Here is a 20,925-nt window from a genome sequence, read left to right as displayed (position 1 = left end):
CGGTGGGCGGCGTTCAAGGCGAGATAGGGGTGCCGTAGGGGGGCACATCGCGCGCCAGTTCGTGCACGGTGACGTCGTCCACATTGACGAATCTGGCGATGAAGCGGATCGGAATGTCATCCGCGCCGCATTGGAAGATGAGTCGCCGGCACAGCCAGCCGTTGTGCTCAGCGAGGATCCGCGTCATCCCATTGGCGGGCTGAAGCTCTTCATGAAGCGTGCCACCATCCGCCGCAAGAACCGTGAACGCGATGTGACTAACGCCAGACAGGCTATCGAGGTCGCCGAGATAAAGCTCAACAGCCACGTCTTGGGAGCGTCGCAGGCGTGCGAGCGCGGTCTCGGGATGGTCTGTGCCGGCCGTGGGGAGATCCCCGCGCAGCGCTTCCGGCGTGGCCGCGCGCCGCGCGAAGCTGACACCCGCATAGGTTTCGTACTCGGCCAGCGTGCGTACCTGACCGAGTCCATACGGACCGAAATCGACGCCCGCAGCACTCACATCATCCACACCAAGCAGGGCGCGATTACGCTCCTGCGACAGCCGGTCGCGCTCGAACCAGACCATCTTCACCAGGCCGCGGGCCCGATTTTCGGGGGTGTGGTCATCCCACACCTTGGCGCGATAGTCGCGCGTGTACTCATGCCAGGCCAGCACACGATGCGGGTGGTACAGGTCATATCCATGGGTAAAGGCCCGCACGGCAATCGAGATTTCCTCGCCGTGAAAGAAATACTCGGGATCGTGCTGGACATTCGTCGCGAAATGGCCATCGGCGAAGGCAAAGTGCCCGCTATAGAAGCGGGCTCTGAGCGGCTTTTCCAGCGCCTCCCAACCCGGAATCCGGCGCGACGCCACAAGCAGCGCCCCGGCTGCAATGAACCGGTCGAAGATGAGGAAGGTCGGATGCTCGCCTCGGCACGACGGGTCTTCGCCCCGTGGCTCGAAGGCCGGCAGGTAGGCCGTCAGCACAGGCCTCGCGCTTTCGTCGCGCAGCGACTCGAGCATCTCGATGGCCATCCCGTCCCAGCCGTGGACGAAGCGATGGTGGGAGTCGATCTGCAAGGTATAGTCTTCGCCAGCGTACTGCTGCTGGATCAGGTTCCGCGCCCAGCAGGCGCCCTGGCTTTCCATCGCGGGCACATCGATCAGTTCGACCGTCGCTTCCGCCAGCACCAGCCGATGCACGGTGCGCCCGGCGCGCATCACCACTTGCCAATGCGAGAAGCCATGTGCGAAGAACATGCCGATCATCTCGTCGAGGCCGTGCTGCCAGCACACCACCACGCGCAGCCGATCCGGCCGGGAGGCCTGCCTGACCAGGCTGTGCAAGGTCGGGATCAGTTGGGGATCCCGATAGCTTGCCATCTGCACGAAGATTCTCTCGGCCATCACGTTGCCAGCCACCGTCGCCTTCAGTTGACCGCCATGGTGAATACGGCTGTGGCATTGATCAGACCGGCGGTCGGGGTCTGCGTCCCGGTGCGTAGCACGGTGGCATCAAGGTTGTATGTGAACAGCTTGCTGTTGCCGGGCTTGGTAATGACGCTGGCGTTGTCGTTGGGCCTGAGTACGGTATCGCTATCTCGATCCTTGACCCTGATGCCAAGGTGCTGCGCGCCTGTATTCCTGAGCAGCGAGGGATTTTCCGTGTCCGGCGTGCCAGTAAGCTTGGCCGTGATCGAGCTCGGGGACGCAGGGCCGATACAGGTCACTTCAAAGTTGATGGGTCGCGTAGGCCCCACGGTCTGCGAGACACTGTTGGCGCCAAACGTACCGAAGTCGATGTTCCGGGTCGGTGTGCTTGGGCTACAACTGGGCAACACGTTGATCCGCGTACTGCCGGTGGTGATCCGGATGACCGGTCCGCCCGCGCCATCGCCCATGGCCGTGGCGATATCCCCGGCGCCGAACGTCGACGAAACGTCCATCTCTCCGGTCTTCACAAAATCGATCACCATCCGCAGCCCCGAGCGGAAGCCGGGAAAGTACGGTTGATTGGGCTCCGCCGGCCCGAAGTTCACGATGAAGGGAAATGTGCTGACCGTCCCGGAGCCTCGGACGTAGCTGAGGCGCATGCCGATACCCTTCATGCCGGATTCCACCACCCCCGGAAATGCGGTGCCCTGTTTCGGACTCACGAACGCATAGCGAACCTGCCCGCCGGTGCGCCAGTCACAGTTCAACAGGGCGGTGCTGCTTCCCAAGCTCGGGGACGCCCCGCTGCCAAACGTCTCGCCAACCGGAAGGTCAGGCTGGACATCGATGGTCGACGGGAAGGTCACATGGAAGCTGATCTCCTTCTGAATGACGTCGATATTCGGAAGCCCCTTCACGGTCCACTCGTCGATGTCCGCCTGCGTCACCTGGCTGCAGGCCGCCATCGCGCCCGCCGCCGGCAACAGCAGTCCAAGCCCCAGCAGCACGGCGAAACCCTTGGTATAGCCTTTCATCACAGTACCTATCGAGATTGCGGGCGACACCGCCGGCTGGCCGGCGTGTCGTCCGATGCGTTAATGGGCGTGCCAATTGGAGCCATTCAGTTGTCCACGGCATCCCACTTGGACAGCAGTTCAAGTGGGATGCTCTGTGCGAGTTCGGAGAATCGCTTGCCAACCATGCGCTCCGCCTCGCGCAGCATCACGGTCACCGGGCTGCTGGGCTCGTTGTCTTCAAACCACTCCCGCACTTGCCGCATCGTGGCGAGGGCGGTCCAGCGGTCCATCGTCAGGGCGGGGGGGGGCGGTGTGTGCGGCGCAGCCGTCGTCGTCGCATACTCGATGGGCTTGGGAATGTCCGTCGCGGTTGAGGGCGCGATAGCGCTGGATCGCCCAGCCCGCGTCTCGGCGACGGGTGCCGTCGACTGTGCTGGTGGCACAGCCTCCACCAGGCGCTCAATCTCGCTGAATGGCTGCAGCAACCGGGAAAGGGGGTCGAGGTTGGGCGCGTCGGCCTTGAGCCCGCTCTCTGCCCATGCGGCGATCTGTGCCAACCGGGCATGGGCTTCGCCGAGCGCGAGCACGACCGCTTCGCCGCGCGCAGCCAGTTCCTTGAGCATGCGCGTCACACTTTCGGGCGACAGCGCATCCTTCTGACGCGGCAGCGCAAGTGCTTTTTCGATATCGCGCAACTGCAACTGCGCGCCGGCCGCCTTGGGTAGCGGAATCTCGCGGACATCGGCCAGCGCGCCTTCCGCATCCGCGAGCGCGGCGAGCGCATTGGCGAACGTGATGGGATCCCATTGGCCGTCGAAGTACGGCAACGGATGCAGCCCGCTGCCATATCGTTCCAGCAAAGACTGGAGGAAGACCATCCCATCGCGCAGACCCGCCGCGCCGCGCTGGCGCACCGCGGCACGCAACAGGATGATGGCCACCCGGAGGTCCTTGGTGCGCGCCAGCAGCGCCTCGCACTCGCGCTCGGCCTCGGCCCAGTTGACAGAGGCCGGCGTCTCGACGAAGTCACCGTATTGCACGGGCGCGGACGGGGCGACGGCGGCCTGGAGCATGATGAAGGCCGGATCGTATTCCAGGTCATCACCACAGGCTGATGCATCCGAAGCCGGTTCAAGCAGGTCGTCGTAGCGCGACGTTTCGGCAGGTGCCAGGTTATGCATTGTCATGGGGAAGTTCTCGGTCATGCCGCGTAGATCTCCGGCTCGAAGACCATGCCGGACACGGGTTGCGCCGGGTCGCACTCGCCCAGCCAGGTCGAGTGCCCAAGCCGTTGACGCCCGTCCACGCGCGGTGCCGGCACTTCCTCCGGCTTGATCAGCAACTGGATCTCCCAGTCGTACTCGTAGCCGATGAACGCACGGACCCATTCCACCAGCGTGCATAGATCTTCGCCACGCGGCGTGAGCCGCAGGTAGCGGGAGAAATCCAGCGGGCCGATCACAAGACGGAACTTGTGCTGCCGGTCTGCAACCTGCTCGCCGAGCATGGCCGATTCGCCCATGAAAGACGAGGCGCCGGGCATGCCGAGTCGGCAATGGCCGGTCTCATCGACTCGGATCCAGTGCGGCACGTACTCCTCGACGGCAATCGGCACATCGAAGTATTGCGACAGCGTGGCCGCGAGGCCCTCAGGGTTGCGCGACTCGCGCACAATGTGCGCCGAGGCGCCGTAACGCGCGTGAGTCGGCAGGCAGCTCTGGCGTGCCTCGGCCTGGTCCGTGCCCATCAGGCTGGCGATGTAGAACGAGAACCGCTCCTCGTCGGGCCGATCGAGCGCGGCGGTGGACTGCCCCGCAGCCCAGGCGCGATAGAACAGCGCCAACGCGCGATGGTGGAACAGGTCGGCGAAGTGCTCGAGCGTCCGGTCCTGGAGCGCGACGGACCGGTGATAGGCCAACTCCGTGGCATGCAACGGTAGCGGCCCCTGCGGGCCCCAGATACCCAGCCCGAACAGCCGGATGTCGAGCCGGCCGTGCCGCGTGTCGAGCGAAGCAACCTCCCGCGGCGGAAAGGCAAGCACTGGACGCTGCCCAATGCGGTACGTTTCCTGTGACGGCAGGTCGGCTTCGCCCGGCGCGGGACGGCTGGGGTCACGCGCGGCGATTGCGCGCATCAGGCTCAAGAAGCCTGACCTCCATGGACGGTCCTGATCGAACCATGCGCGCATCGCATCCGGCTGCAACGCGGCGTTCGGAGGCACTTTCACAGGCCTATACGGCACCGCGACCTCCCATCCGGGGTGCCCAGCGCGTGATCAGGCCCCGTTGCATCGAATGCAGTTCGGTTTCTGAAAAGACGTTGATCGCCACGTGGCGCGCGAGATAGTGCTCCAGGATCAGGCCGAACAGGTAGGGGCTGGCCCCGGAAAATCCGCTCTCGTCCACCGTCAACTCGCAACGCACGCCGCGCCCGTACACCAGTAGGCCATGGCCTGGCAGGCGACTCACCACGGGCTGCGTCTTTGCGCCGACCAGACTCTCGACCTGCGCGATCTGCTCCCGCTCGCTGTGGGTCACGAACAGTCGCAGCATGTTGCGAAGCGCCTGCGCACCTTCGCCGTGATCGAGTTCCGACAACGGCATGTAGTTGAAACTGAGCTGGCGGATCAGCCGCCATGCCGCTTCGTCGCTCGCGTAGGGCGCCCGCGGGGCGCTCGGCGCATGGACCAGGCTGACGGCCTCGAGCGGTACCGCATCGGGCATGGTCAGATGGGCCCCTACGCCGCGCGGCATCAGGCGCGGCAGGTCGCGGTTGGTGACCCACGCCTCCACGGACAGGTAGCGGATGTCGTCGGCATATGGCGCCTCGGCCTGGTCCACCAGCGACAGGAAGACCTCCGTGCCGATATAGGCCGTGCGCGTGCCGTACTTGCGGGCGTCGCCGGACAGCATTCGCTGTTCCCGCCGCACCGAGAAGTACCGGCCATAGTTGCCAAGGTCACTGTGCAGGGTCTGGTACAGGGGATTGAACTGGATCTCCGTCGACGTCTGCGCCATCTGCCCAAAGACGCGCGAAACCGAGTAGACCTCGTAGTCACGCGGACGTGCGCGATCGACCACCAGATGGAAATCCGTCAGGCTGCGGTCCACCTCCACGCGGTCCGTGCGCCTGGGAAACAGGTTGACGATCGGCGTACAGAACAGCAGGAAGCGGCTGCCATCGACATGCACGCCGAGTTCGTCGGGCATGCGGTCCAGCAGCAGCACGATCTCGGCCTCCTTGCCGTCCACACGGGATAGCCCCTTCGCCAGATCCGTCAGCACGAAGAAGTAGAAGCGTTGCCGGCACGAGAAATACTCCTGGAGCAGGTTGTGCCCGCTGAACTTGTTCCAGCGCAGCGGCAGCAGGCTCTGCTCCGGCTCAAAACCTTCGAGCGCTACCGGCGCCCTGGACACGACGTGGCTCCGCTGGTGATCGGTAACTCCGTCCGGCCGCACCACGGACGCCACGGCGCCCGCATGGATCAGCTCGAACAGATGCGAGGCGATACGCTCGTCACCGTCGATATAGAGTGGTAGCTGGTCCAGCCCCTTGATCTCGTTGAAGCGGATATCGCCCACCGTACGCAAGCGCAGCCGCAGCGCACCGCGCAACTGACGGTGGCGGAGCAGATGGCCGGTTTCCGGAAGGTCCGGCGGTACGGCGGTCAGCCGCGCATCGGCGATCTCGATTGGCCAGAGCGTCACGTCCTGGCCGGTGCGGAACTCGCACGCGGTCTGTTCGCCGGGCGGTACGGCGGAGCGCATGACGCTATGGCGCGCCACCTTGAAGCCCTGGCTGAACTCACCCTCGCGCAGGCTCGGATGCAGCCGCGCCACCGCCATCGACGGCGTGGGCGCCACGTAGTTCGGATAGACGACTTCAAGCAGCCGCTGGGTGAAGCGCGGGAACTCCGCATCCAGCTTCAGGTGCGTGCGTGCGGACATGAAGCAGAACGCCTCGATCATCCGCTCGACATAAGGATCGGCAACTTCGATGCCCTCCATACCCAGCCGGCGCGCAATCTTCGGATGCTGTGCGGCGAACTCGCCTGCCGATTCGCGCAGGTAGGTCAGCTCGCGGTTGTAATACTCGAGGAACTTCGGATCCATGTCAGCCTGCCGATCCCGGGGTATGGCCTGACTGGAGCGAGACCTTGCTCAGCTCCAGATCGAAGACGCTCTGGATGCGAAATTCGAGCGGATAAGGCGTCCACTGCATCAGCGCCTCGATCTCGAACATCATCTTGTTGTAGCGCCGTGCGGACGTGTCGCGCAACGGACGCAGCCGCACCGTGTCCGGAATCAGCCGGGGCTCGAAGCGGGCGATCGCGGTACGCACCCGCTCCTCAAGCCGCTCCCAGGTCATTTCCGTGGCGAATCCGCCGGAGAGCGGTGGAATGCCGTAGTTGACGACCGAATTCACCACCTCGGGATACGCCTCGGCATCGAGTTCCTCGTTCAGGTTGGTGGTATTCAGCAACAGGCCCAGATCGCGCTGGATGATGCGACGCATGCCGCGTTCGTCCGGGGCGTAGGCCTCGGACGGCTCGCTGCGCTGCTGCGGGGCATCGTCCTGGAGGCGATCCAGCAGGGAGGGGAGGTACGCGTTGCGGAACCCGCCATCACGTGGTGGCATGGCGATCTCCTGTATCGTCGGACGTGTCCGTGGCGATCTCCGGCATGGTGAGCCAGCTATCCATGCTCGATGCATGGTGCTCCTGGCGTGCCAGCAGCGCGAACTGGCCAGTGCGACGAGTCTGCAGATTGCGGGCGGCGAACAGTCTCAGGATCTCGTGCCGGGGCGGCGGCGCAAACAGTTGCTGCGCGCCAAAGCTGTCGAGGCCGTCCAGCACACGGTCGATGCGGCGTGGCCCCAGCAGGTCGTCGAACAGGCAGACGGCGGATGTCGTTCTGGTATTCAGACGCAGCGGATCGGGAGGTAGCGGACCCGATGCGCATCCGGCCCCCAGGCGCTTGAGCCGCTTCGGCTCCTGCCCGCCGGACATCAGCGCCTCGCGGTACTCGACAGCAAGCTGCCCAAGCACATCGGAGGCGTCCAAGTCGGCGATCGGCTGGCTGGCGTCGGAAGAGTGCCGTACCAGCGATGTATCCGGCAGCGAACGCACATCCTGCGCGCCACCCATGGCCAACGCGACCAGGTCGCTGTAATCGGAGGACGCGGACACCGTGCCCTCCTCGCGTGCTGCATCTGTTTCGTTCATGGCGCCGTTCGAGGCTGGAAAGACGTTTCCCAGAGATCGAAGCCTAGCAAGCCCGCGCCCAGCAATCTATTGAACTAGTCCGATTTTTCCAATCCATTCACACGATTCGCGCTGGCGGCTTGACGACGTCCGCCGTCAGGCCGCGCCCGACGCGCTGGCCACGAGCCCGACCTCGTTCGCGTACCGGTACAGGTCGCCGTCACGCTCGATGCCGAGCTTGCGCATCGCGTTGAGCTTTTGCGTGCTGATGGTCTGCTTGGTCCGCCGCAGGATGCCCGCGATCTCGGAGACGGTCATGCCGGAGACGAAGAGCCGCACCACCTCGAGTTCCCGCTGGCTGAGCCCGCTCAGGCGCGTCTCCGCGCCATTGCCTTCCGTGACCGGCCAGGCCTCCAGCAACGACTCCACGCGCGGCGAGACATAGCGGTCGCCGCGGTGGGCGGCATGGATGGCGGGCACCACGTGGCCCGGGTCGTCGGACTTGCTGACCACGCAATGGATGCGCTGGCTGAACAGCGAGCGCAACACCATCGGATTGTCCATCATGGTCATGACCACGAGCTTGAGTGCCGGATAGCGGCGCGAGAGGAACGAGATCAGCGTACGCCCGTCGCCATACTCGCCACCGGGCATGGCGTAGTCGGTGACCAGCACATCGCAGGGCGTGCGTTGTAGCAGATCGACGAGTTCGGTCGAATTGCGCGCGTCGCCCACGCAGGTGATGGTGGGAACGGCGGCGACGACATGGCGGTTTGCCAGCGTGAGCACAGGGTGGTCATCGGCAAAGATGACCCGGATACCATAGCGACTCATAAGAGGCCTGATGTATTGCAATCCCCTGCTCGGCCAGCGGGGGCCTTCCTGTGGCCTTCGGCATGCTCGCGCCATTCCGCCACGATGCGCTGCCGGATCTTCGGGGAGGCCAGCAGGAATTCGTTCATTTGCGAGATGAAGATCTTGCGTTCCCCCTCACGCAGGAGAGCGAACGATACGAGCGTGCGCATCAGGTTTTCCCTGTCTCCCATTGTTGAATCCCCAAAGTAAATCCATCCTGCTTCATATTGATTGCGACATGCAAATGCGAATGGCGTGCCTGGCTAGGCAAGTATCTCGTCACCTTACCAACCAACGCGGCTTAGCGATATAGGACAAGTCCGAGAATCCCCAAGAAAAACGGCGTCAGCCAAGCGCGGCGGCCGCGCGCGGGTCGCGCCGCGCCAAGCGCACCAGCAGGTGGTCGACCTCCGACCTGGCCGTGGGCGTCATCGCCGCCGCCGGCTTGCGCTGGGCGGCAGAGGTCAGCAGGCCGCGCCGCATCATCACGTACTTGCGCACCGCCAGCCCCGCGCCGGGCTGCTGCTCGTAGCGCAGCAGCGGCAGGTGGGCATCGAACAGGTCGTGGGCTGCCTCGCGCTGGCCGGCGGCAGAGAGGCGCACCACGTCGCAGAGCATGTCCGGGAAGCAGTAGCCCGTGTTGGCGCCGTCGGCGCCGCGTTCCATCTCGTAGTCGAGGAACAGGCCGTTGTTGCCGCAGAGGATCGAGATATGGCGCATCGAGCCATCCTTTTCGAAGCCGCGCAGCGTCGAGATCTTTTCCAGCCCGGGCCAGTCCTCGTGCTTGAGCATCACGCAGGAGGGCAGTTCCTGCACGATGCGGCGGATCACGCCGGGCGTCATCTGCACCGAGAAGGTCAGCGGATAGTCCTGGATCACGAACGGCACGTCCGCGCCGATGGCCTCCACGGCCTGGCGGTAATAGCCGACGATCTGGTCATCCGTGCGCAGCGTGTTGGGCGGGGCGATCATCACGCCCGCCGCGCCGCGCTCCATCACTTCGCGGGTCAGCGCGCGCATGGCGGCAAACCCTGGCGCCGACACCCCCACCACCACCGGCAGTCGCCCCGCCCGGCGGATCATCTGCGCGGCCACCTCCACGGATTCGGCATGTTCCAGCTTGGGCGCCTCGCCCAGCTGGCCCAGCACGGTAATGCCGGTGGCGCCACAGGCCAGGTAAAAGTCGGTCAGGCGGTCGATCGAGGCGATGTCGATCGTGCCATCGTCGAAGAACGGCGTCGGGGCGATGGGGAAGACGCCGCGTGCGTCAGCGGTCAGCGCGGTGAAAGCGGGGGAAGGCATGGTGGCTCCTGGATGGATAGTCAGGGAAAGCGAGCGTCAGGGTAGCCCCAAGCGGCGCCCCCTTCAAGGTCATGGGATTTGTTAGCATCACGGCATGGATGTCAGATTTCTCCAAAGCTTCGTGACGGTGGTGGATGTCGGCTCGCTCGCGGAAGCGGCGCGCCGGCTCGACCTGACGCCGGCCGCCATCGCGGCCCGGCTGCACGCGCTCGAGGAGGAGATTGGCGTGCCGCTGGTGCGGCGCGCCGGCCGCTCGGTGGTGCCGACCGAGGCCGGCATCCGCATTCTCGAGCGTGCGCGGCAGGTGATTCGCGATGTGCGCGACATGAGCACCGTAGCCAGCGGCGACGCCTCGCTCGGCGAATTCCGGCTCGGCTCCTTCGTGACGGCGATGGGCAGCATCGTGCCGCCGCTGCTGGGCCGGCTCTACCGGCGGCATCCGGACGTGAACCTGTTCGTCAAGCCGGGCCGGTCGATCGAACTGTGCGAAAGCCTCGTGCGCGGCGAACTCGATGCCGCCATCGTGGTGGAACCGCAGTTCGCGGTGGCCAAGGGCTACCAGTGGGCCGAATTCATCGCCGAGCCGCTGGTGGTGGTGGCACCCGCCGCGCTGGCCGGGCAGGACCCGCACGCGCTGCTGGCCACCCAGCCGTTCATCCGCTACGACCGCTCGGTACTGGGCGGGCAGCTGGCGGACCGCTACCTGCGCGACCACGATATCCGGCCGCACCAGCGGCTCGAGGTCGATGGCCTGATGGTCATCGCCGCGCTGGTGAGCGAGGGTCTCGGCGTGGCGCTGGTGCCGGACTGGGCGCCGATGTGGGACGGCCCGCTCAAGATCGCCCGCCTGCCGCTGCCGGACCGCGCGCCGGTACGCCGCGTGGGCCTGATCTGGGCCACGCACGGGCCGCGCGCCTCGCTGGCCGAAGCCCTGCTCGACGAGGCCCTCGCGCTGTTCCGGACCACCCGGGCCTGACACGCCCCTGACACGCCCCTGACATCGCCCTACTCCGGCGTCTTGCCACGGGTCTCCGCCGCGCGCAGGAAGTCGAAATCCACCCCCTGGTCGGCCTGCGTCACCGTCTGCAGGAACAGCTTCAGGTAGCCGCGCGGCGCGCTCGGTTCGATCCAGTCCGATGCCGCGCGCCGCTGCGCCAGTTCCTCGTCCGATACCAGCAGGCTCAGCTCGCGCCGGCTCACGCTCAGGCGGATGCGGTCGCCGGTGCGCACCAGCGCCAGCGGGCCGCCCACGGCGGCCTCGGGCGTTACATGGAGCACCACCGTGCCGAACGCGGTGCCGCTCATGCGGCCGTCCGAAATCCGCACCATGTCCTTCACGCCGGCGCGGGCCAGCTTGCGCGGAATCGGGATATAGCCAGCCTCGGGCATGCCCGGCGCCCCCTTCGGGCCGATATTGCGCAGCACGAGGATGTCGTCTGCCGTCACGTCGAGGTCATCCGAATCGATCCGCTCGACCAGGTCCTGCGAGTCCTGGAACACCACCACACGGCCTTCGTGCTCCATCAGCCGGGCATCCGCGGCCGACTGCTTGATGATGGCCCCGCCTGGCGCCAGGTTGCCGGCCAGCACGGCGATGCCGCCCTGCGGATAGATCGGCGCGGCCATCGTGCGCACCACGTCCTGCGCGAAGCCCGGCCCAGCGGCCTCGATCTCCTCGCCCAGCGTGCGGCCGGTCACCGTCAGCGCGTCCAGCCGCAGCAGCGGCTTCAGCTCGCGCAGCAGCGTGGCCATGCCGCCGGCCTTGTGGAAGTCCTCCATATAGTGCTGGCCGCTCGGCTTCAGGTCGAGCAGCACCGGGGTCTCGCGGCCCATGCGGTCCAGCGCCTGCATGTCGATGTCCAGCCCCACGCGCCCGGCGATGGCCGCCAGGTGGACGATGCCGTTGGTGGACCCGCCAATGGCCAGCAGCACCCGCATCGCGTTCTCGAACGCGGCCGGGGTCAGGATGCGGTCGATGGTCAGCCGCTCGCGCGCCATCTGCACCGCGCGCGCGCCGGTCAGCTCGGCAATGCGGATGCGGTCCGCCGTGACGGCGGGCGGCGTGGCCGCGCCGGGCAGGCTCATGCCCATCGCCTCGGTCAGGCAGGCCATGGTGCTGGCCGTGCCCATCACCGAGCAGGTGCCCACGCTGGCCACCAGCTGGTTGTTGACGTCGGCGGTCTCGTCGGCATCGATCTCGCCCGCGCGGAACTTGCCCCAGTAGCGGCGGCAGTCCGTGCACGCGCCCACGCGCTCGCTGCGGTGCGAGCCGGTCAGCATCGCCCCGGTCACCAGCTGGATCGCCGGCACGCCGGCCGAGGCGGCGCCCATCAGCTGCGCCGGCACGGTCTTGTCGCAGCCGCCAATCAGCACCACCGCGTCCATCGGCTGGGCGCGGATCATCTCCTCGGTGTCCATCGACATCAGGTTGCGCAGGTACATGCTGGTCGGCGCGGCAAAGCTCTCGTGCACGGAGATGGTCGGGAAGGCCATCGGCAGCCCGCCGGCGAGCATGATGCCGCGCTTCACGGCCTCCAGCAGTTGCGGCATGTTGCCGTGGCACGGGTTGTACGCACTCCCGGTGTCGGCGATGCCGATGACCGGGCGATCGAGCGCGCTGTCCGTGTAGCCCGAGCCCTTGATGAACGCCTTGCGCAGGAACAGCGAGAAGCCCTGGTCGCCATAGTTGGTCAGGCCCTTGCGCAGGCCGGTGGCGCCGGGCTGGCCCTGGGTCGATCCGGTCGATCCGGTCGATCCGGCCGATTCCGTCGATCCGGTCGATGCGGGGGAGGAGGAGTCCTTGGGTTTCTGAGTCATGGATGCGGCGTGTGCGAACAACAATCAAGAAAAATTCGGAAATCGGCGATGGCGGTCAGCCATCCGATTTGATCTGGGCGTCGGTAATCACCTTTTCCCAGCGCGATACCTCGGTGCGCAGGCGCTCGGCGGCCTTGTCCGGCGAAGTCGGCGCCAGCGCGTAGACGCCCTGCTTCAGGAACTGCTCCTTGACGTCGGGCGCCTCGAGCATCCTGGCCAGCGCGGCGTTCAGCCGTTCGACCACGGCCGCCGGGGTCCCGGTGGGCGCCAGCACGCCGAACGTGGAGCTGACGTCGAGCGCGGGCATGCCGGCCTCGGTGGCGGAGGGCACGTCCGGCAGCATCGAGATCCGGGCCGGCGCGGCCACGGCCAGCGCGCGCAATTGTCCGGACTTGATGAACGGCAGCGAGGCCGGCGCGGTTTCCACCATCATGTTCACCTGCCCCGCCACGAGGTCGGTCATCGCGGGGCCGCTGCCTTTGTAGGGCACGTGCACCATGTCCAGCCCGGCCTCCTTGCGGAAGATCTCGGCGGCCATGCGCTGCGGCGCGCCGGCGCCGGACGACGCGTAGTTCAGCTTGCCCGGATGCGCCTTGCCGTACTGGATCAGCTCCTGCAGCGTGTGCACCGGCAGTTTGGGGTTGACCACCACCACCAGCGGCACCGAGCCCACCACCATCACCGGCGCGAAATCCTTCACCAGATCGTAGCGCAGCCGGCCCTTTTCGAGCGTGGCCATGGTCGAGTGCGAGGTCAGCGCGCCCATCAGCAGCGTGTAGCCATCGGGCGCCGCCTTGGCGACGGCCTCGGCGCCGATATTGCCGCCCGCGCCGCCCCGGTTGTCCACCACCACCTGCTGGCCCAGCGCCTCGGAGAGCTTGCTGGCGATGATGCGGCCGATCACATCGGTGGCCCCGCCCGGCGGATAGGGCACCACCAGGCGGATCGGCTTGTCCGGCCACGCGGCCAGCGCGCTACGCATCGAGACGGCCAGCGGCGCGGCAAGCCCGGCCAGCAGCAGGCGGCGCCGGACGGCGCGGTAGGTGGGGGTCATGTTGTCTCCGGTGTCTTTCTTATATAGATAGGGGACAGCGCGGAGGGGCGAGCCTCGGGCAAACCGGTGGGGGACGCGCTGCTGCCGACAGTCTGGTGGCTGTCGGAAGCAGAAAAAAGCGCTTTTCAGACCGATGAACGCAAAAATTCTTATGGTTTCAGCGGTCTGCCCCCCGGGTCTGCTATCAGGACGACTGTTTGACGAAGGCCAGCAGGTCGGCGTTGATCACATCGGCATTGACCACGCACATGCCGTGCGAGAAGCCGGGATACGTCTTCAGCACCGCACCCTTGACGATCTTGGCCGACAGCCGCCCGGCGGCATCGATCGGCACGATCTGGTCGTCCTCGCCGTGCAGGATCAGCGTGGGGATGTCGAACTTCTTCAGGTCCTCGGTGTAGTCCACCTCCGAGAACTGCTTGATGCACTCGTACTGGCCCTTGATGCCGCCGGCCATGCCCTGGGCCCAGAAACTGTCGATGGTGCCCTGGGACGGCTTGGCGCCCTCCCGGTTGTACCCGTGGAACGGCACCGCCAGGTCCTTGTAGAACTGGGAGCGATTGTCAGCCACGCCCTTGCGGATACCGTCGAACACATCGATGGGCAGCCCGCCCGGGTTGGCGGCGGTCTTCAGCATGATCGGCGGCACCGCCCCGATCAGCACCGCCTGCGCCACGCGCCGTGTGCCGTGGCGGCCGATGTAGTGCGCCACTTCGCCGCCGCCCGTGGAATGGCCGACCAGCGTGGCCTTTTCGACGTCGGCCTTCTCGAGCACGGCGGCCAGGTCATCGGCATAGGTATCCATGTCGTTGCCCCCGGACGGCTGCCCGGAGCGACCATGGCCCCGGCGGTCATGGGCAATCACGCGGAAGCCCTGCTGCACGAAGAACAGCATCTGGGCGTCCCAGGCGTCGCCGCAGAGCGGCCAGCCGTGCGAGAACACGATGGGGCGGCCGCGCCCCCAGTCCTTGTAATAGATCTCCGTGCCGTCCTGCGCGATTGCGAAAGCCATGATGCGTGCTCCTTGGAAGGGGGTGGGACAGGGGTGAGGGGGAACTGCCGAGGGGAAACGTTTCATCAAAGGCGATGGCGGCGGCAAAGGCAAGCCGTGGGACGCGCGCTTCACAACATTTCACGCCACATGAACGATAGTCGTTTGCTAAGCTTCTCCGGACCATTCCCCCGACACCGGAGACAACCATGGGCCAGCGCATCACCCTTTCCGTACCGGACGGCAGCTTCGCCGCCTACCTCGCCACGCCGGACGCCGCCAACGCGCGCGGCACGGCCATCGTGGTCATCCAGGAAATCTTCGGCATCAACGCCGACATGCGCGAGACCTGCGACAACTTCGCGCGCGAAGGCTTCGTGGCGATCTGCCCGGACCTGTACTGGCGCCAGGAACCCAATGTGGAACTGACCGACAAGACCGAGGCGGAGTGGAAGCGCGCCCTGGAGTTGTACAACGGCTTCAACGTGGACAAGGGCGTGGCGGACATCGACGCCACCATCCAGGCCGTGCGCCAGCAGCCGGGCGTGACCGGCGGCGTGGGCACGGTGGGCTACTGCCTGGGCGGGCTGCTGGCCTACCTGACCGCCACGCGCACCGGGGCCGATGCGGCGGTGTCGTACTACGGCGTCGGCATGGACAAGCATCTGGACGAGGCCTCCCGCATCGCCAAGCCGCTGCTGATGCATATCGCCGAGGAAGACGAATTCGTGCCGGCCGAAGCCCGCGCCAAAATCATCGAGGCGCTGGAAGACAGCCCCCACGTGGAGATCCACACCTACCCGGGCTGCCAGCACGCCTTCGCCCGCAATGACGGCGTGCATTACGTGGCGGATGCGGCACAAGAGGCCAACGCCCGGACGCTGAAGTTCTTCCAGGCGATGAAGTAACAGGGACGCGCTTCTCCCCCCTGGCGCAAGCCGGAGCGGGGAGAAACATGCACGTTTCGAACTAGTCAGATTTGCGGCGACGCAACATCGTTTCTGTTGATCCATGCCAAAATGCCGGCTGGTCCAACGCGGAAACGGAGCTTCGGGGATGTATCGCGGCGAACGGTTCAACGGCTACAGCCACCTCGCGGGGGCGGTCCTGGCGGCCGCCGGCATGGCAGTGCTCGTCACTTCCTCGGCCTTGCATCACGATGCCTGGAAGGTGGTCAGCTCGGTGGTCTACGGCACCACGCTGGTCCTGCTCTACACCATCTCCACGGTCTACCACAGCATCCGCGGCCCGGCGAAGGACATCTTCCGCCGGCTCGACTACTGCGCCATCTACCTGCTCATCGCCGGCAGCTACACACCCTTCGCGCTGGTCACGCTGCGCGGCCCCTGGGGCTGGACGCTGTTCGGCGTCAACTGGGGCCTGGCGGTCATCGGCATCATCCAGGAACTGTGGATCGGCCACCGCACGCGCATCCTGTCCCTGTCGATCTACGTGATCATGGGCTGGCTGGTGCTGTTCGCGTTCGATCCGCTCACCGCCGCCCTGCCGCGTGCCGGCCTGTACTGGCTGGTGGCCGGCGGCGCCACCTATACCGCCGGCATCGGCTTCTTCCTGTTCGACGAACGCGTGCGCCACTTCCACGGCATCTGGCACCTTTTCGTCCTGGCGGGCAGCTTCTGCCAGTTCGTCAGCATCCTCTACTACGTGGGCTGACGATGTTGGCCGATCAAGTCGGCTGAACCTTCCGGCGCCGGCCCTTTTCCACCAGCCCGCCGATCACCGGCCACACCAGCACCGCCACGGCCAGCGCCATGATCGTGCCGACCAGGCCGTTGGACCAGAACACGTCCAGCTGGCCCTGGGACATCAGCATGGTCTGCCGGAACGCATCCTCGGCGCGGTCACCCAGCACCAGCGCCAGCACCAGCGGCGCCAGCGGGTAGTCCAGCTTCTTCAGCACGTAGCCAATCACGCCGAAGATCAACATCAGCCAGACGTCGAACATGGCGTTGTGCACCGTGAACGCGCCGATGGCGCACACCACGAGGATCAGCGGCGCGATGATCGCGAACGGAATGCGCAGGATGGCCGCGAACAGCGGCACCGTGGAGAGCACCACGATCAGCCCGGCGATATTGCCCAGGTACATGCTGGCGATCAGCCCCCAGACGAAGGTCTTCTGCTCGGTGAACAGCAGCGGCCCCGGCTGCAGGCCCCAGATCATCAGCCCGCCCAGCAGCACGGCGGCCGTGGCGGAGCCGGGAATGCCCAGCGCCAGCATCGGCAGCAGCGCGCTGGTGCCGGCCGCGTGCGCGGCGCACTCCGGCGCGATCACCCCTTCCACATTGCCGCGCCCGAAGCTCTCGCGGTTGCGCGAGAAGCGCTTGGCCACGCCGTAGCCCATGAACGACGCCGCCGTGGCGCCGCCCGGCGTCACGCCCAGCCAGCAGCCAATCACCGACGAGCGGATCAGCGTCATCCAGTAGCGCGGCAGCTCGGCCCAGGTCTTGAGCACTACCTTGAGGTCGATGCTGGCGCGCTTGCCGCGGAAGGCCACGCCCTCCTCCATCGTGATCAGGATCTCGCTGATGCCGAACAGGCCAATCACGGCGACCAGGAAATCAAACCCGCGCAGCAGCTCGGTGGAGCCGAAGGTCATGCGCAGCGTGCCCGAGACGGTATCCATGCCCACCGCCGCCAGCGCAAAGCCCATGCACATCGCAATCACGATCTTGGCCTTGGCTTCCTTGCCCATGCCGACGAAGCTGCAGAACGTGAGGAAGTACACCGCGAAGAATTCCGGCGGCCCGAAGCGCAGCGCGAACTTGGCCACCAGCGGCGCCAGGAATGTGATCAACAGCACACCCGCGAGGGCGCCGAGGAACGAGCCCGTGAAGGCCGAGGTCAGCGCCCGCCCGGCCTCGCCCTGCTGGGCCATCGGGTAGCCGTCGAAGGTGGTCGCCACGGACCAGGCCTCGCCGGGGATGTTGAACAGGATCGAGGTGATCGCCCCGCCGAACAGCGCGCCCCAGTAGATGCAGGACAGCATGATGATGGCCGAGGTTGGCTCCATCGAAAACGTCAGCGGCAGCAGGATCGCCACGCCGTTGGGGCCGCCCAGCCCGGGCAGCACGCCCACCACGATGCCGAGCAGGATGCCGACCAGCATCAGCCCGACGTTGTGCCACGACATGGCGACCGCGAAGCCGCCCATCAGTGAGTTCAGTTCTTCCACGCCCGTCCCCTCAGAAACCGAACGCCGCTTCGAGCGGGCCCTTCGGCAGTGGCACGCGGAACTGCATCTCGAAGATCCAGAACAGCGCGGCGTTGATGGCAACGCCGGTCAGCACGGCACGCCACCAGGCAAACTTGCCGATGACCCGCATGAAGCCGGCGATGAAGATGGCGCTGGCCACATAGATGCCGAGGAACTTGATCAGCGCGATGTAGATCGTCAGCGGCACCAGGATCACCGCCACCTGGCGCAGCTGCGGCCAGGTAACGAAGGTGGCGTCGGACGCCGTGCGCCACGCCTGCCACAGCACGGCCAGGCAGGCCACGAAGATGATGGCCCCGATACGCAGCGGGAAGTAGCCGGCCTGCGGGCCGTCCGGCGCCCAGCCCGCGCCGATCTGGTAATTGCTGACCATGACCACGACCGCGCCGGCGGCGATCAGCAGCGCCACGGCGATCTCCGCCGTGCGCACCGTGATGGCCGCCGGCGCGGCCGGCTCCTGGGTGTGTTCGCTCATGTGAGTCTCCCGGTTGAAAGAACGCCGCCGCCGGCGCTCACCGTGCCGCCACGAAGCCCGCTTCCTTGATGATGTCCTTGTGGCGGGTCTCGTCCGCCTGGAGGAACTCGGTCAGCTTGGTGCCGGTCAGGAACTCGTTCTTGAGCGCGTTCTTTTCGAGGTACTCCTTCCACTCGGGCGTGGCGGCCACCTTCTGCATCAGATCGACGTAGTACTTCTGCTGGTCCGGCGTGACGCCGCCCGGCAGCATGAACACGCGCAGCATCTGGTATTGCACGTCCAGCCCGGCCTCCTTGCAGGTGGGAATGTCACCCCAGCTCTGCGTGGCCGTGACCTTGCCCGTGTACTGCATGCGCGACGGCGCGAACACGCACAGCGCGCGATGCTCGCCGGCCCGCCACTGGCCGATCGATTCGGACGGGTTGTTCACATTGGAGTCGATGTGCTTGCCCGAGAGCTGCGTGGCGGCCTCGCCGCCGCCCTTGTACGGGATGTAGATAAAGCGCACGCCGGCCTTGCGCTCCATCTGCGCGGTGATGATCTGGTCCTCGCGCTTGGAGCTGGTGCCGCCCATCTTGAGCTTGCCGGGCTGCTTCTTCGCCTCGGCAACGTAGTCTGCCGGGGTCTTGTAGGGCGCTTCGGCGTTGGTCCACAGCACGAATTCGTCCATCGCCACCATGGCCACCGGGGTCAGGTCGCGCCAGTTGAACGGCAGCTGGCTGACCATCGGCACGGTATAGAGCGCGGACGAGGTGACCAGCAGCTTGTGCGGGTCGCCCTTGGACGCCTTGGTGTCCATCAGGCCCTCGGCGCCGCTGGCGCCGGCCTTGTTCACCACGATGACCGGCTGGCCCATCAGCTTGTGCTTGGCGATGATGCCCTGGATGGAACGCGCCATCTGGTCGGAGGCGCCGCCGGCACTGAACGGCACCACGATCTCGACGGGCTTGGTGGGCTCCCAGGCAAACGCGGGAGCGGCAAATGAAACACTGAGGGCAATACCGAGCAGCGAAGCACGCGCGGCGGCGCGTGCGGGGGAACGCAACGTCATGGTCTGTCTCCTTTGGTGTGAACCGTGCGCTCTGATGGCGCATCGGCGGTACGGCCGGGCCGTCCCGGAAGACCGGGCGGCCCGTCTTTTTCTTCTACATCGTTGGTGACCTTCGTCGGCTGCGTCCTCAGGCCGCGCGCAGCGCCGGCTTCAGCGCGGCCGCGCGCAGACTTTCCATCGCCGCCAGCACGCCGCCCGCATGGTGCGGCACGCCGGCCAGCGCCAGGCCCATCTCCACGCCGGCCAGGGTGCCCATCAGCGTCAGGTCGTTGAAATCGCCCAGATGGCCGATGCGGAACACCTTGCCGGACAGCTTGGACAGCCCCTGGCCCAGCGACATATTGAAGTTCTCCAGCACCACCTTGCGCAGCGCGTCGGCGTTATGGCCGTCCGGCATGACCACGGCGGTCAGCGCCGGGCTGTACTCGGCCGGGTTCTGGCACAGGATCTCCAGCCCCCAGGCGTTCACGCAGGCGCGCGTGGCCTCGGCATGGCGGCGATGGCGCGCGAACACGTTCGGCAGGCCCTCTTCCTGAAGCATGTCGCACGCCTCGGACAGCCCGTAGAGCAGGTTGGTGGCCGGGGTGTACGGCCAGAAGCCATTCTTGTTGGCTTCGATGATCTCTTCCCAGCCCCAGAACGCCTTGGGCAGCTTCGACCTGGCCGACGCCGCCACGGCCTTGGCGCTGACCGCGTTGAACGACAGGCCCGGCGGCAGCATCAGCCCCTTCTGCGAGCCGGAGACGGTCACGTCCACGCCCCATTCGTCGTGGCGATAGTCGATCGAGCCGAGCGAGGAGATGGTGTCCACCAGCAGCAGCGCGGGGTGGCCGGCTGCATCGATCGCCCGGCGCACGGCGGCGATGTCGGAGGTCACGCCGGTCGAGGTCTCGTTATGGACCACGCAGACCGCCTTGATCTCGTGGCTGCGGTCCTCGGCCAGCCGGGCGCCGATGGCGGCGGCATCCACGCCGTGGCGCCAGTCGCCCACCAGGAATTCGGGATTCAGGCCGAGCTTGTCGGCCATCTTCTTCCACAGCGAGGCGAAGTGGCCGGTCTCGAACATCAGCACGCGGTCGCCCGGGGAGAGCGTATTCACCAGCGCCGCTTCCCACGCGCCCGTTCCGGATGCCGGATAGATCACAACCGGCTGGGCGGTCTGGAAGACCTTGCGGATGTCCGCCAACACCTTCTTGCCGAGTTGCTGGAACTCGGGGCCGCGGTGGTCGATGGTGGGGTAGTCCATCGCGCGCAGCACGCGGTCGGGCACGTTGGTCGGACCCGGGATCTGCAGGAAATGCCGGCCGCTGGGATGGGAGTTCAGTCGGATCATGTCGCCTCGTGTTCTTCGGTTTGAATTTTGTATTCAAAAATCGGGGATGCACTGCGGGTCCGGCATGCGGGATAATGTTGCCCGGCGCAAGCGCCCTGCATTCCGCAAAAAGTCCTTATAAATCAGTATTTATCAGGATTTCAGACCGTCCCTCGCGCTGTTCCGGCCGTGGC

20 protein-coding genes are annotated in these 20,925 nt (G+C 66.3%); 3 read left to right on the top strand and 17 right to left on the bottom strand.

Annotation, left to right across the window (positions count from 1 at the left end):
* Window positions 1-13: 13 nt before the first annotated feature.
* The 10 genes from SB751_RS25220 to SB751_RS25175 all read right to left on the bottom strand — a co-directional run bounded on the left by SB751_RS25220 (window position 14) and on the right by SB751_RS25175 (window position 9,793).
* On the bottom strand, window positions 14-1,390 hold the full coding sequence (locus tag SB751_RS25220; protein ID WP_410748670.1) for a GlcNAc-transferase family protein: 1,377 nt from the start codon (window positions 1,388-1,390) through the stop codon (window positions 14-16).
* A 23-nt stretch (window positions 1,391-1,413) separates the two neighbouring features.
* On the bottom strand, window positions 1,414-2,451 hold the full coding sequence (locus SB751_RS25215; protein WP_144197609.1) for a fimbrial protein: 1,038 nt from the start codon (window positions 2,449-2,451) through the stop codon (window positions 1,414-1,416).
* Between the two features lie 86 nt (window positions 2,452-2,537).
* Window positions 2,538-3,614 (bottom strand): ImpA family type VI secretion system protein, encoded by a 1,077-nt coding sequence (locus tag SB751_RS25210; RefSeq protein ID WP_211942745.1) that lies wholly within the window; start codon window positions 3,612-3,614, stop codon window positions 2,538-2,540.
* A gap of 20 nt (window positions 3,615-3,634) precedes the next feature.
* Entirely contained in the window at window positions 3,635-4,621 is a 987-nt protein-coding gene (gene tssG / locus SB751_RS25205; RefSeq protein ID WP_211942744.1) for a type VI secretion system baseplate subunit TssG, read from the bottom strand.
* Window positions 4,622-4,664: 43 nt separating this feature from the next.
* Window positions 4,665-6,545: a type VI secretion system baseplate subunit TssF gene (gene tssF, locus SB751_RS25200; RefSeq protein ID WP_144197608.1), complete on the bottom strand. Its 1,881-nt coding sequence runs from the start codon at window positions 6,543-6,545 to the stop codon at window positions 4,665-4,667.
* 1 nt (window position 6,546) lies between these two features.
* A complete protein-coding gene (tssE, locus tag SB751_RS25195) occupies window positions 6,547-7,071 on the bottom strand; it encodes a type VI secretion system baseplate subunit TssE (RefSeq protein ID WP_144197607.1) in 525 nt (174 codons plus the stop codon).
* Window positions 7,058-7,657 carry a TagK domain-containing protein gene (locus tag SB751_RS25190; protein ID WP_144197606.1) on the bottom strand — a complete coding sequence of 200 codons (600 nt, stop codon included), beginning with the start codon at window positions 7,655-7,657 and terminating at the stop codon, window positions 7,058-7,060. The genes tssE and SB751_RS25190 overlap by 14 nt, the downstream gene beginning before the upstream one ends.
* Before the next feature lie 135 nt (window positions 7,658-7,792).
* Window positions 7,793-8,470, bottom strand: a complete 678-nt coding sequence (locus SB751_RS25185) for a LuxR C-terminal-related transcriptional regulator (protein WP_144197605.1) — start codon at window positions 8,468-8,470, stop codon at window positions 7,793-7,795.
* Window positions 8,467-8,661: a hypothetical protein gene (locus SB751_RS25180; RefSeq protein WP_144197604.1), complete on the bottom strand. Its 195-nt coding sequence runs from the start codon at window positions 8,659-8,661 to the stop codon at window positions 8,467-8,469. Before SB751_RS25180 ends, SB751_RS25185 begins: the two co-directional genes overlap by 4 nt.
* 175 nt (window positions 8,662-8,836) lie before the next feature.
* Window positions 8,837-9,793 carry a dihydrodipicolinate synthase family protein gene (locus SB751_RS25175; protein WP_144197603.1) on the bottom strand — a complete coding sequence of 319 codons (957 nt, stop codon included), beginning with the start codon at window positions 9,791-9,793 and terminating at the stop codon, window positions 8,837-8,839.
* 94 nt (window positions 9,794-9,887) lie between these two features.
* Between SB751_RS25175 and SB751_RS25170 the strand changes: the two genes are divergently transcribed.
* A complete protein-coding gene (locus SB751_RS25170; RefSeq protein WP_144197602.1) occupies window positions 9,888-10,769 on the top strand; it encodes a LysR family transcriptional regulator in 882 nt (293 codons plus the stop codon).
* Between the two features lie 29 nt (window positions 10,770-10,798).
* Here the strand turns inward: SB751_RS25170 and SB751_RS25165 are convergent, their stop codons facing one another.
* The 3 genes from SB751_RS25165 to SB751_RS25155 form a co-directional block, all read right to left on the bottom strand.
* Window positions 10,799-12,610, bottom strand: a complete 1,812-nt coding sequence (locus SB751_RS25165) for an IlvD/Edd family dehydratase (protein WP_244844474.1) — start codon at window positions 12,608-12,610, stop codon at window positions 10,799-10,801.
* A gap of 55 nt (window positions 12,611-12,665) precedes the next feature.
* The gene (locus tag SB751_RS25160) at window positions 12,666-13,664 is read right to left on the bottom strand and encodes a Bug family tripartite tricarboxylate transporter substrate binding protein (RefSeq protein WP_144197601.1); all 999 of its coding nucleotides are present in this window, start codon (window positions 13,662-13,664) and stop codon (window positions 12,666-12,668) included.
* A 184-nt stretch (window positions 13,665-13,848) separates the two neighbouring features.
* On the bottom strand, window positions 13,849-14,676 hold the full coding sequence (locus tag SB751_RS25155; protein ID WP_410748669.1) for an alpha/beta fold hydrolase: 828 nt from the start codon (window positions 14,674-14,676) through the stop codon (window positions 13,849-13,851).
* 188 nt (window positions 14,677-14,864) lie between these two features.
* Between SB751_RS25155 and SB751_RS25150 the strand changes: the two genes are divergently transcribed.
* Together SB751_RS25150 and trhA are read left to right on the top strand one after the other, a co-directional pair.
* A complete protein-coding gene (locus SB751_RS25150; protein WP_410748668.1) occupies window positions 14,865-15,563 on the top strand; it encodes a dienelactone hydrolase family protein in 699 nt (232 codons plus the stop codon).
* A 148-nt stretch (window positions 15,564-15,711) separates the two neighbouring features.
* Window positions 15,712-16,329: a PAQR family membrane homeostasis protein TrhA gene (gene trhA / locus SB751_RS25145; RefSeq protein WP_144197598.1), complete on the top strand. Its 618-nt coding sequence runs from the start codon at window positions 15,712-15,714 to the stop codon at window positions 16,327-16,329.
* 13 nt (window positions 16,330-16,342) lie between these two features.
* Here trhA and SB751_RS25140 read toward each other — a convergent pair whose 3' ends face one another.
* The 4 genes from SB751_RS25140 to SB751_RS25125 all read right to left on the bottom strand — a co-directional run bounded on the left by SB751_RS25140 (window position 16,343) and on the right by SB751_RS25125 (window position 20,752).
* Window positions 16,343-17,851, bottom strand: a complete 1,509-nt coding sequence (locus SB751_RS25140) for a tripartite tricarboxylate transporter permease (RefSeq protein ID WP_144197597.1) — start codon at window positions 17,849-17,851, stop codon at window positions 16,343-16,345.
* A gap of 10 nt (window positions 17,852-17,861) precedes the next feature.
* Entirely contained in the window at window positions 17,862-18,368 is a 507-nt protein-coding gene (locus tag SB751_RS25135; RefSeq protein WP_144197596.1) for a tripartite tricarboxylate transporter TctB family protein, read from the bottom strand.
* Window positions 18,369-18,405: 37 nt separating this feature from the next.
* The gene (locus SB751_RS25130) at window positions 18,406-19,419 is read right to left on the bottom strand and encodes a Bug family tripartite tricarboxylate transporter substrate binding protein (protein WP_144197595.1); all 1,014 of its coding nucleotides are present in this window, start codon (window positions 19,417-19,419) and stop codon (window positions 18,406-18,408) included.
* A gap of 127 nt (window positions 19,420-19,546) precedes the next feature.
* Window positions 19,547-20,752 (bottom strand): pyridoxal-phosphate-dependent aminotransferase family protein, encoded by a 1,206-nt coding sequence (locus SB751_RS25125; RefSeq protein WP_410748667.1) that lies wholly within the window; start codon window positions 20,750-20,752, stop codon window positions 19,547-19,549.
* Window positions 20,753-20,925: the final 173 nt, after the last annotated feature.

Source organism: Cupriavidus sp. SIMBA_020, from assembly GCF_046535395.1.
GTDB lineage: Bacteria > Pseudomonadota > Gammaproteobacteria > Burkholderiales > Burkholderiaceae > Cupriavidus > Cupriavidus campinensis.
The sequence above is the reverse complement of the archived record's forward strand: the minus strand, read 5'-3'. Positions and strand labels throughout refer to the sequence as shown.

Coding starts and splice junctions, on each gene's coding strand:
- SB751_RS25155 (WP_410748669.1), bottom strand. CDS start 14,676: ATGGCTTTCGCAATCGCGCAGGACGGCACGGAGATCTATTACAAGGAC.
- tssF (WP_144197608.1), bottom strand. CDS start 6,545: ATGGATCCGAAGTTCCTCGAGTATTACAACCGCGAGCTGACCTACCTG.
- SB751_RS25215 (WP_144197609.1), bottom strand. CDS start 2,451: ATGAAAGGCTATACCAAGGGTTTCGCCGTGCTGCTGGGGCTTGGACTG.
- SB751_RS25125 (WP_410748667.1), bottom strand. CDS start 20,752: ATGATCCGACTGAACTCCCATCCCAGCGGCCGGCATTTCCTGCAGATC.
- tssG (WP_211942744.1), bottom strand. CDS start 4,621: ATGCGCGCATGGTTCGATCAGGACCGTCCATGGAGGTCAGGCTTCTTG.
- tssE (WP_144197607.1), bottom strand. CDS start 7,071: ATGCCACCACGTGATGGCGGGTTCCGCAACGCGTACCTCCCCTCCCTG.
- trhA (WP_144197598.1), top strand. CDS start 15,712: ATGTATCGCGGCGAACGGTTCAACGGCTACAGCCACCTCGCGGGGGCG.
- SB751_RS25190 (WP_144197606.1), bottom strand. CDS start 7,657: ATGAACGAAACAGATGCAGCACGCGAGGAGGGCACGGTGTCCGCGTCC.
- SB751_RS25150 (WP_410748668.1), top strand. CDS start 14,865: ATGGGCCAGCGCATCACCCTTTCCGTACCGGACGGCAGCTTCGCCGCC.
- SB751_RS25135 (WP_144197596.1), bottom strand. CDS start 18,368: ATGAGCGAACACACCCAGGAGCCGGCCGCGCCGGCGGCCATCACGGTG.
- SB751_RS25165 (WP_244844474.1), bottom strand. CDS start 12,610: ATGACTCAGAAACCCAAGGACTCCTCCTCCCCCGCATCGACCGGATCG.
- SB751_RS25210 (WP_211942745.1), bottom strand. CDS start 3,614: ATGCATAACCTGGCACCTGCCGAAACGTCGCGCTACGACGACCTGCTT.
- SB751_RS25160 (WP_144197601.1), bottom strand. CDS start 13,664: ATGACCCCCACCTACCGCGCCGTCCGGCGCCGCCTGCTGCTGGCCGGG.
- SB751_RS25185 (WP_144197605.1), bottom strand. CDS start 8,470: ATGAGTCGCTATGGTATCCGGGTCATCTTTGCCGATGACCACCCTGTG.
- SB751_RS25220 (WP_410748670.1), bottom strand. CDS start 1,390: ATGGCCGAGAGAATCTTCGTGCAGATGGCAAGCTATCGGGATCCCCAA.
- SB751_RS25170 (WP_144197602.1), top strand. CDS start 9,888: ATGGATGTCAGATTTCTCCAAAGCTTCGTGACGGTGGTGGATGTCGGC.
- SB751_RS25180 (WP_144197604.1), bottom strand. CDS start 8,661: ATGCGCACGCTCGTATCGTTCGCTCTCCTGCGTGAGGGGGAACGCAAG.
- SB751_RS25130 (WP_144197595.1), bottom strand. CDS start 19,419: ATGACGTTGCGTTCCCCCGCACGCGCCGCCGCGCGTGCTTCGCTGCTC.
- SB751_RS25175 (WP_144197603.1), bottom strand. CDS start 9,793: ATGCCTTCCCCCGCTTTCACCGCGCTGACCGCTGACGCACGCGGCGTC.